Source organism: Pseudaeromonas sp. HNCC25DJ180 (assembly GCF_055413345.1).
This window is the reverse complement of sequence record NZ_JBVAYF010000023.1, coordinates 21074-28090: the sequence shown is the minus strand read 5'-3', so window position 1 is coordinate 28090 and position 7017 is coordinate 21074. Positions and strand designations below refer to the sequence as shown.

Annotated in this window: 9 protein-coding genes and 2 tRNA genes; 2 read left to right on the top strand and 9 right to left on the bottom strand. The window is 57.1% G+C overall.

What is annotated here, in order from left to right:
- The coding region (locus ACZYTD_RS16850; RefSeq protein ID WP_463893813.1) for an EAL domain-containing protein at positions 1 to 637 on the top strand (637 nt) is incomplete at its 5' end.
- Between the two features lie 191 nt (positions 638 to 828).
- On the opposite strand, the gene ACZYTD_RS16845 is transcribed toward ACZYTD_RS16850, so the two are convergent.
- The 9 genes from ACZYTD_RS16845 to amrB form a co-directional block, all read right to left on the bottom strand.
- Complete coding sequence (locus ACZYTD_RS16845) at positions 829 to 1746, bottom strand: pyridoxal-phosphate dependent enzyme (RefSeq protein WP_463893812.1); 918 nt, start codon at positions 1744 to 1746, stop codon at positions 829 to 831.
- Positions 1730 to 2161, bottom strand: a complete 432-nt coding sequence (locus ACZYTD_RS16840; RefSeq protein ID WP_463893811.1) for a RidA family protein — start codon at positions 2159 to 2161, stop codon at positions 1730 to 1732. Before ACZYTD_RS16840 ends, ACZYTD_RS16845 begins: the two co-directional genes overlap by 17 nt.
- Before the next feature lie 49 nt (positions 2162 to 2210).
- Entirely contained in the window at positions 2211 to 2948 is a 738-nt protein-coding gene (locus tag ACZYTD_RS16835) for a helix-turn-helix transcriptional regulator (protein ID WP_463893810.1), read from the bottom strand.
- A gap of 269 nt (positions 2949 to 3217) precedes the next feature.
- Positions 3218 to 3306: transfer RNA gene (locus tag ACZYTD_RS16830), tRNA-Phe, on the bottom strand.
- A gap of 45 nt (positions 3307 to 3351) precedes the next feature.
- Positions 3352 to 3427, bottom strand: a tRNA-Phe gene (locus ACZYTD_RS16825).
- 35 nt (positions 3428 to 3462) lie between these two features.
- On the bottom strand, positions 3463 to 3972 hold the full coding sequence (locus tag ACZYTD_RS16820) for a hypothetical protein (RefSeq protein ID WP_463893808.1): 510 nt from the start codon (positions 3970 to 3972) through the stop codon (positions 3463 to 3465).
- Between the two features lie 41 nt (positions 3973 to 4013).
- The gene (locus tag ACZYTD_RS16815; protein ID WP_463893806.1) at positions 4014 to 4310 is read right to left on the bottom strand and encodes a hypothetical protein; all 297 of its coding nucleotides are present in this window, start codon (positions 4308 to 4310) and stop codon (positions 4014 to 4016) included.
- A gap of 151 nt (positions 4311 to 4461) precedes the next feature.
- Positions 4462 to 5082, bottom strand: a complete 621-nt coding sequence (gene amrA / locus ACZYTD_RS16810; protein WP_463893804.1) for an AmmeMemoRadiSam system protein A — start codon at positions 5080 to 5082, stop codon at positions 4462 to 4464.
- The gene (gene amrB / locus ACZYTD_RS16805; protein ID WP_463893802.1) at positions 5057 to 5845 is read right to left on the bottom strand and encodes an AmmeMemoRadiSam system protein B; all 789 of its coding nucleotides are present in this window, start codon (positions 5843 to 5845) and stop codon (positions 5057 to 5059) included. The genes amrA and amrB overlap by 26 nt, the downstream gene beginning before the upstream one ends.
- A 90-nt stretch (positions 5846 to 5935) precedes the next feature.
- Here amrB and amrS point away from each other — a divergent pair, with 90 nt between their 5' ends.
- Complete coding sequence (amrS, locus tag ACZYTD_RS16800) at positions 5936 to 7015, top strand: AmmeMemoRadiSam system radical SAM enzyme (RefSeq protein ID WP_463893800.1); 1080 nt, start codon at positions 5936 to 5938, stop codon at positions 7013 to 7015.
- The last annotated feature ends 2 nt before the right edge of the window (positions 7016 to 7017 follow it).

Sequence of the window (7017 nt, the reverse complement as noted above, 5' to 3'; positions counted from 1 at the left end):
TGGGAAATTGATTAGTCCAGGGCTTTTCATTCCAATTGCTGAAGCGAATGGAATAATCCACCACATCACGGAGTATGTATTGAAAACCCTAATGGATGAGGCGAGTGGCTTTTTTGCTCGCTATCCAGGCTTCCATATTGGCATCAACTTTTCCGCCGTTGACCTAGAGTCGAATCGCTCATTGAGGTTGGCAAACAAAACGGCTCATAGAATGCGAGCACAGCCTGGTGATTTAGTAATTGAAGCCACTGAACGTGGTTTTCTAAATAAATCCATAACTAGATCTGTGCTCCATGAACTTCGCCAGGCAGGCATTAGTATTGCCATCGATGATTTTGGGACAGGCTACTCAAGCCTTTCCTACTTGAGCAGCTTTGAGTTGGACTATCTTAAGATAGATAAATCATTTATCGATGCATTGGGGACTGATGCCGTTACGCGTGATGTCGTGCACTGTATTATTGAAATGGCGAAGTCTCTTCAACTACAGATGATTGCCGAGGGGGTAGAGACCGAAGCTCAGGCGAAGTATTTAATTGAACACGGTGTTCAATATGCACAGGGATGGCTATTTGCCAGATCCATGTCGTTGAAAGAACTTGAGCAGAATCTCCGCTCTGGCTCGGATGCAAAATAGGAGCAAGAGCGCAGCTTTTGTCCATCTAAGATAAACGAAAAGGACATCCACCCACCGCAGGGTGGGTGTCCCTTACCCTATTCTGCCCATATACAACAAGGCCTCACATTGCGGTGAGGCCTTGCTATATATGGTGCCCAGACGCGGAATCGAACCACGGACACGCGGAGGTTCAGCGCGGGAATGACCGACTAACCTGCCGCGGCCCACTGCCGGATCTGCTCGAGCGTAGTGGTGGCGCCGCCACAGACAATGATGGCGAGCGACGAATAGGCATTCAGCACTGGGTGCCCATCGTACACCACGGACAGGGCCGCACCGCAGGCGGGCTCGATCAGCACACGGTGATCGGTAAGGAACTGTTCACAAGCTCCCAGCGCCGCGGGATCCGACACCAGCAGGGAGTGGATCGGATGGGATTGAGCCCACGTCAGCGCCTGATCACAGACCCGTCTTGCGCCTAACGAGGTGGCAACACCGCGCACCGCGGCCAACTCCACCGGATGACCGGCCTCTAGAGCGGCATGCAGCGAGGCGGTGCCTTCGGTCTCGACGGCGAGCACGGGGATATCTTGCCAGCCATTGCGATGCAAGCCCTCCACCACACCACAGAGTAAGCCGCCGCCTCCGACCGAGAGCACAACCGCATCGGGTTTATGACCACTACGCGCCATTTCATCGATCATGGTGGCATGCCCCTGCCATAACAGCGGATCATCAAAGGGATGCAGGAAAGCATCACCAGCCCCCAGTAACGATTGGGCATAGGCATTGGCTTCCTGCCAGGAGGCGCCGTGAACGATCACCTCGGCCTGCTCCAACCTCAGCAACTCTTTGGCGCGAGCCGGGGTGGTTTCAGGCACGACGACTGTCACCGGGACTGCCAACTGTCGTCCGGCGTACGCCACGGCAAGGCCTGCATTGCCGCCGGAGGACGAAATAAAGCGCTGGGCACCCCGCGCAAAATAGGTCTCGCAGGCATGGCCAATACCGCGCAGCTTGAAAGAGCCGGAGGGCTGTGCGGACTCGAATTTCAGCCAAATGGAGCGTCCGCTGCGGTCACTCAAGGCGCGAGATTCAACGTATGGGGTTTCAATATGCAGGGGCATCGGCAGGGCTCCGGGGTGATGGGGATGGTTGATGGGTGCAGGCTTGCAGTTCGATCTCGACGTCCAGTCCAAACGCCAGCTGGCAACTGACCACAGAGCGAGCCGGGAATCCCGCCGGGAAATGGCGCTGATACTCCTGATTGAACGCGGCGAAATGGGTCATATCCGAGAGCCAGACCGTGACTTTCACCACCTGCTCCCAGGCTCCGCCGCAGGCGATCAGCGTCTGTTGCAGATTGTTCAGGATCAGGCGGGTTTGGGTGGGAACATCGCCATACTGCGGGCTTCCACTGTCGTCCATCGCCACCTGGCCAGATAGAAACAAAAAACCATTGGCCTCGACCGCTTTGGCAAATGGGAAGGGGAGTTCAGTGGGGTAGCGGATGATGGATTGGCTCATGCTGGATTGACTCATGCTGGGTTACTGGGGCGGTTATCAGGGTGTTCTCTTTCGAGCTGAGTCGTTACCGCTCGGCCGTCTGGGTGGTCGGCGTCGATTTGATTTCATCCAGATAGTTGTAAATGGTGTAGCGGCTGACGCCGAGGGCCGCGGCGGCCTTTTCAATCCCGCCCTTGACGATGAACATGCCCCGTTCATGCATCTGGCGTACGGCGTCAAGCTTCGCCTGCTTCTTCATGGCGCGATTGCTGGAGGAGGTGGTGGTGAGTGCGGACTGGATAATCTCGGCCATCAATAACTCCATATCCGGTTGCTCTATGGTCTTGACCTCGGTGGTGGTGCTGGTGCCGATCAGCTGGTCTAGACAGGCGCGTGCCGCGTGCAGACCGCTGAGATCCACATTGATGCAAAACCCGGCAAAGGGTGTACCGCTACTATCCCGATAGATAGCCGTCGCGCTGTGCAGTACCTCCCCCGATGCGAGTCGGGTTTGATAGTTCTCCAGCACCACGGGATCCGGGCTTGTTGCTTCCCCCGGGGTCTGGACCACCCCATTGAAGCCCAGATCCTGGCTGGGGCCTGCCAGCACAGGGCTGCCGACGACGCGCCCTGTGATATGACCATTGGCGATCGCAACCACCGAGTGCGCCGGGTTGGTGAGGTCGTGCAAGACCACTTCGGTATTCTTGCCGATGATACTGCCGACTGTCTTCACCACGCTGGTCAAGATGGTGAACACCAGTTGCCGCTCGGCATTCAGGGCAAGACGCTTGGCTTCGGGGACTGGATGGTTGTTGTGCATGTGATAAGACTCGGCTGATGGGCGGACTGCGCAGGCGGAATAACGGCAAAATATCAACGTAAAGTTGAAAGATCAACAAAATGTTTATTTTGTATTGGACCGTTCTGGGTGGGGTTCGTGAAGGCCAAGCGAGCTCGAGCTGGCCTTCGGGAAGTCATATCAGTAGGTGCGAGTCGATTGGCCGACCTGGGACATCAACCGCGAAGCGCGGATTTTCAGTTCGGGACCTGCTCTAACTAGGTCGACCGGAAGGCGCCAGATTTTTGCCATGGGTGCCAGACGTGGAATCGAACCACGGATCAGCGGATTTTCAGTCCGGCGCTCTAACTACCGGAAGCTCCCAGATGTCGACCTGCCGCCTATAACAAAAAGGCCCTGCATTGCTGCAGGGCCTTGTGCTGTATGGTGCCCGGACTCGGAATCGAACCAAGGACACGCGGATTTTCAATCCGCTGCTCTACCGACTGAGCTATCCGGGCGTGGCGCGCATTAAACCCGTTTCCGGGGCGCCTTGTCAATCGACTTTTGGCCGTGTGCTGGGCGCTATGTCGGGGAAATGTATGGCCGTATCCTGCTCCTTGTTTGCCGCCTGACTTATGGCGTCCCTGGGGGGATGTTGGCTGGTTAACCGTATCTGTGCTTCCAACCAGCTCTGTGCCTCACTCTCTTGCGTAAAAACCTGGAACGGGAGGTTTGAGCTTTGGTAGATCCGGCTCCAGAAATCACTGACCAGAGCCGAGGCCCGACATTCCCGTAGCAAGATGGCGGTAGCGCAGCGGCCCATGGAAAACTGGGGTTGAATCGTTTGTTGCAAGCGGCGCCCCCCCTCAGGGGTGAGCATGGCATCGTGTTCGACAATCAGCAGCATACCCCAAAGGTGGCCCTCTAATTCGAGCAGATGTTTAGTCATATCCAGGCCGTATTCGGCCACGGCTTCCTGATTCAAGCCTTCTCGTATAGTCAGCCGTACGCCATAAGCGGTGCGTTCGATGGCGTAGTAGCCATGTCTGGATAGCTGCAGCATGAGGGCTCCTTCGCTAGGCGGGCTCTTCTCTTGTCTAGAGTCTAGTCGTTACCCGCCTGGCTGCACTCCTGATCTACCTGACATTTAGCCCAACGGATGAGCCCTTGCTGACCACCATTACCACCATCCCGTTCGGTATCGCGCACCTGGCACTCAGAGAGTGGCACTATCTCTTCACTGCTTTGGCCATAGAGCTTGAGATTGTTGCCGATAAATTGCTGGGCATCTGCCACCTCGACACAGCGGACATTGCCGACCGGCTGCATGAAGCGCTGCAACATGTCATTGCCCAGATAGAGCAAGCCGACAACGACCAGGATCATCACTAAGAGTTTCATGCTCTCTCCTCCTTCCATTGGTTAATTGCTGGCACATCCCAGCGTTTAGGTCATATGAGTCTTTTTATGCGCTGGATGGATTTTAGCCTGTAGGGCGGGGAGAGCAATAGCCAGATTGCATCAGTGGTGAACCCAGTGCGTGCTACCTGAGTTACCGACTCGTGGTGGATTCGGTAAATTCGATGCCAGCATAACGCCAAGCCTGGATCCCTTGCGGCCACCCCTCGCTTGGCCAGCCGCCTTTGCGCAGCAGGGCCGACATAAATTGCTCGGGCGTGGGCAGTTGACGCCAGACGGCGGGCAAGAAGGTCGCGCTATGGGGGCCTGCTTGCAGCACCAATCCATCCTGATGAGGCCGTAGCGCTGAGGCCAGCTCCTGCCGCGTACTGGCGACCAAGGGAGTGAGTGGCCCCAGCAGGGTGATGCTAAAGGTGATCAGTGGCAACTCCTTAGCGGAGAGCGGCGGGAAGCGCGGGTCGGAGAAGGCGGCGGCCGACGCATAAAAGACCACGGCGGCCAATAGTGGACGCTCGGCCTGCAGGGTGCCGATGCAACCCCGTAACTCACCCTGCGCATCGTGCAGGGTGACAAAGCAGGCGCAGGGGGTATCCAGAGGTTGCAGCAGGGAGGCTAGCTCCTTCTGCTCTGCTTGGATATCAGGTTGCCAGTGGCTGGCTATGGTGAGACGCGCCAAGCGCAGCAGGCACTGCTGTTGCTCGGCAGTCAGGGTCGGCAGAGTGGTTGGCTTAGGGGTAGAAGGCGAGTGCGGCATAGCCCACCACTCTGAGTTTGTTGCCCGTGACATCTCCCGAATTGTAATGGCCCAACAGACGAGGGCGCCATTTGTGGCCGGAAGCCAGGTGTAGGGCGGCGTTGATACCATAGTGGCCGCAGGCCTGCTCGCCACTCAAGGGGTGACGCTTATCCAGGGTCAGGATCTGGGTCAGGGTGAAGGTGTCTTGCTCCCTGGCTTCCTGCCAGCTGAGCTCATGGCTTAGATCGCTGCTGACGATAAGCAGGGTGTCGTTGTTGAGCAGTGGGGCCAGCAGTTTGGCCAGTTCTTTGGGCTGACATTTGCCGACCACCAGAGGTAGCAGTTCAAAATAGTCGAGTTGGCGTTGCAGCAGCGGCAGCTGGACTTCAATGGCATGTTCCAGCTCGTGGGCAACTGCCGATTGGCAAACACCGGGTTGCCCCATCAGGGCGGCGATGCCCTCTTGATCGAGTGGCACCAGGCCCAGTGGCGTGGCAAAGCTCTGACATTCGGCGCCGGGTAGCGCGACGCCCTCCAGATAGATCTTGTGAGCCGGGCTCAGGATGATGATCCGGCGGTAGGGATGGCTGGAGAGTTGGCTCACTCCCATGGCAGCCAGTTTACCGGAGTAACCATAACCGGCATGGGGTAGGAGCAGCATACGGGGGGCCTTGTATTCCACCGACGGCTGGGGCAACTGTTCATCCAGCCAGTGATTCAGGGCCTCTTCATCGGCTGGATAAAAGGTGCCTGCCACGGCAGGCGCGCGAATGTTGCTCATTATGCTCCTCGATACCTAAGGGTTAGCCCCATGGTTAACCCTCATTTCATCTCATGCTCTAGTATTATAGTGTGAACTGGGGGTGAAAACATGGCAGAAATTGCAGGAAAGTGTGAGACCCATTACTGGCGCCGACTGGAGGATGGCCGAGTCGAGTGCACCCTGTGTCCTCGTTTGTGTCAGTTGCGCGAGGGCAAGCGAGGTGTCTGCTTTGTTCGGATGGCTGAAGGGGGTGAGATAGTACTCACCACCTATGGGCGTTCCAGCGGTTTTTGTATTGACCCTATCGAGAAGAAGCCGCTGTTTCATTTTTTGCCAGGCACCCCTGTCTTATCGTTTGGCACGGCAGGCTGCAATCTCACCTGCCGCTTCTGTCAAAACTGGGACATCAGCAAGTCCAGGGTGATGGATACCCTTTGTGCCACGGCCACGCCGGAGCAGATTGCCCAAGCTGCCTTGCGCACCGGCTGCCGCAGTGTGGCTTTTACCTACAACGATCCGGTGATCTTCATGGAGTATGCCTTGGATGTGGCCAAGGCTTGTCACCGGGTGGGGGTGCAGACGGTGGCGGTCACGGCGGGTTACATCAATCCTGAGCCCGCCGTGGCGTTTTTTGCGGGCATGGATGCCGCCAACGTGGATTTGAAGGCCTTTAGCGAGCGCTTTTATCACAAGATATGTGGTGGGCATCTGGCGCCCGTGCTCGAGACGTTGCGGTATCTGCACCAGCACACTTCAGTCTGGTTGGAGTTGACGACCCTGCTCATCCCTGGAGAAAACGATAGTGACGAGGAGATACTCGCCATGTGTGACTGGATCGGACGTGAGCTGGGGCCGGATGTGCCGCTGCACTTCACCGCCTTCCACCCGGATTTTCAGCTGTTAGATAAACCCAAGACTCCGCCAGCCACTCTGCGCCATGCTCGCCAGTTGGCGTTGAGCCATGGTCTGCACCATGTCTATACCGGCAATGTGCATGACAGCATGGGGGAAAGCAGTTGGTGTCCCGGTTGTGGAACCCTGTTGATTGAACGAGACTGGTATCAGTTAGGTCAGTGGAGTGTGGTGGAGGGGGCTTGTCCCCAATGTGGCCGCCCTCTGGCCGGGCACTTTGAAGCCCAGCCAGGGCAGTGGGGGCCGCGCCGTTTGCCGATCCAGCTTACTGAATAAGG

Coding starts and splice junctions, on each gene's coding strand:
- amrA (WP_463893804.1), bottom strand. CDS start 5,082: ATGCCGCACTCGCCTTCTACCCCTAAGCCAACCACTCTGCCGACCCTG.
- ACZYTD_RS16815 (WP_463893806.1), bottom strand. CDS start 4,310: ATGAAACTCTTAGTGATGATCCTGGTCGTTGTCGGCTTGCTCTATCTG.
- ACZYTD_RS16835 (WP_463893810.1), bottom strand. CDS start 2,948: ATGCACAACAACCATCCAGTCCCCGAAGCCAAGCGTCTTGCCCTGAAT.
- ACZYTD_RS16840 (WP_463893811.1), bottom strand. CDS start 2,161: ATGAGTCAATCCAGCATGAGCCAATCCATCATCCGCTACCCCACTGAA.
- ACZYTD_RS16820 (WP_463893808.1), bottom strand. CDS start 3,972: ATGCTGCAGCTATCCAGACATGGCTACTACGCCATCGAACGCACCGCT.
- amrS (WP_463893800.1), top strand. CDS start 5,936: ATGGCAGAAATTGCAGGAAAGTGTGAGACCCATTACTGGCGCCGACTG.
- ACZYTD_RS16845 (WP_463893812.1), bottom strand. CDS start 1,746: ATGCCCCTGCATATTGAAACCCCATACGTTGAATCTCGCGCCTTGAGT.
- amrB (WP_463893802.1), bottom strand. CDS start 5,845: ATGAGCAACATTCGCGCGCCTGCCGTGGCAGGCACCTTTTATCCAGCC.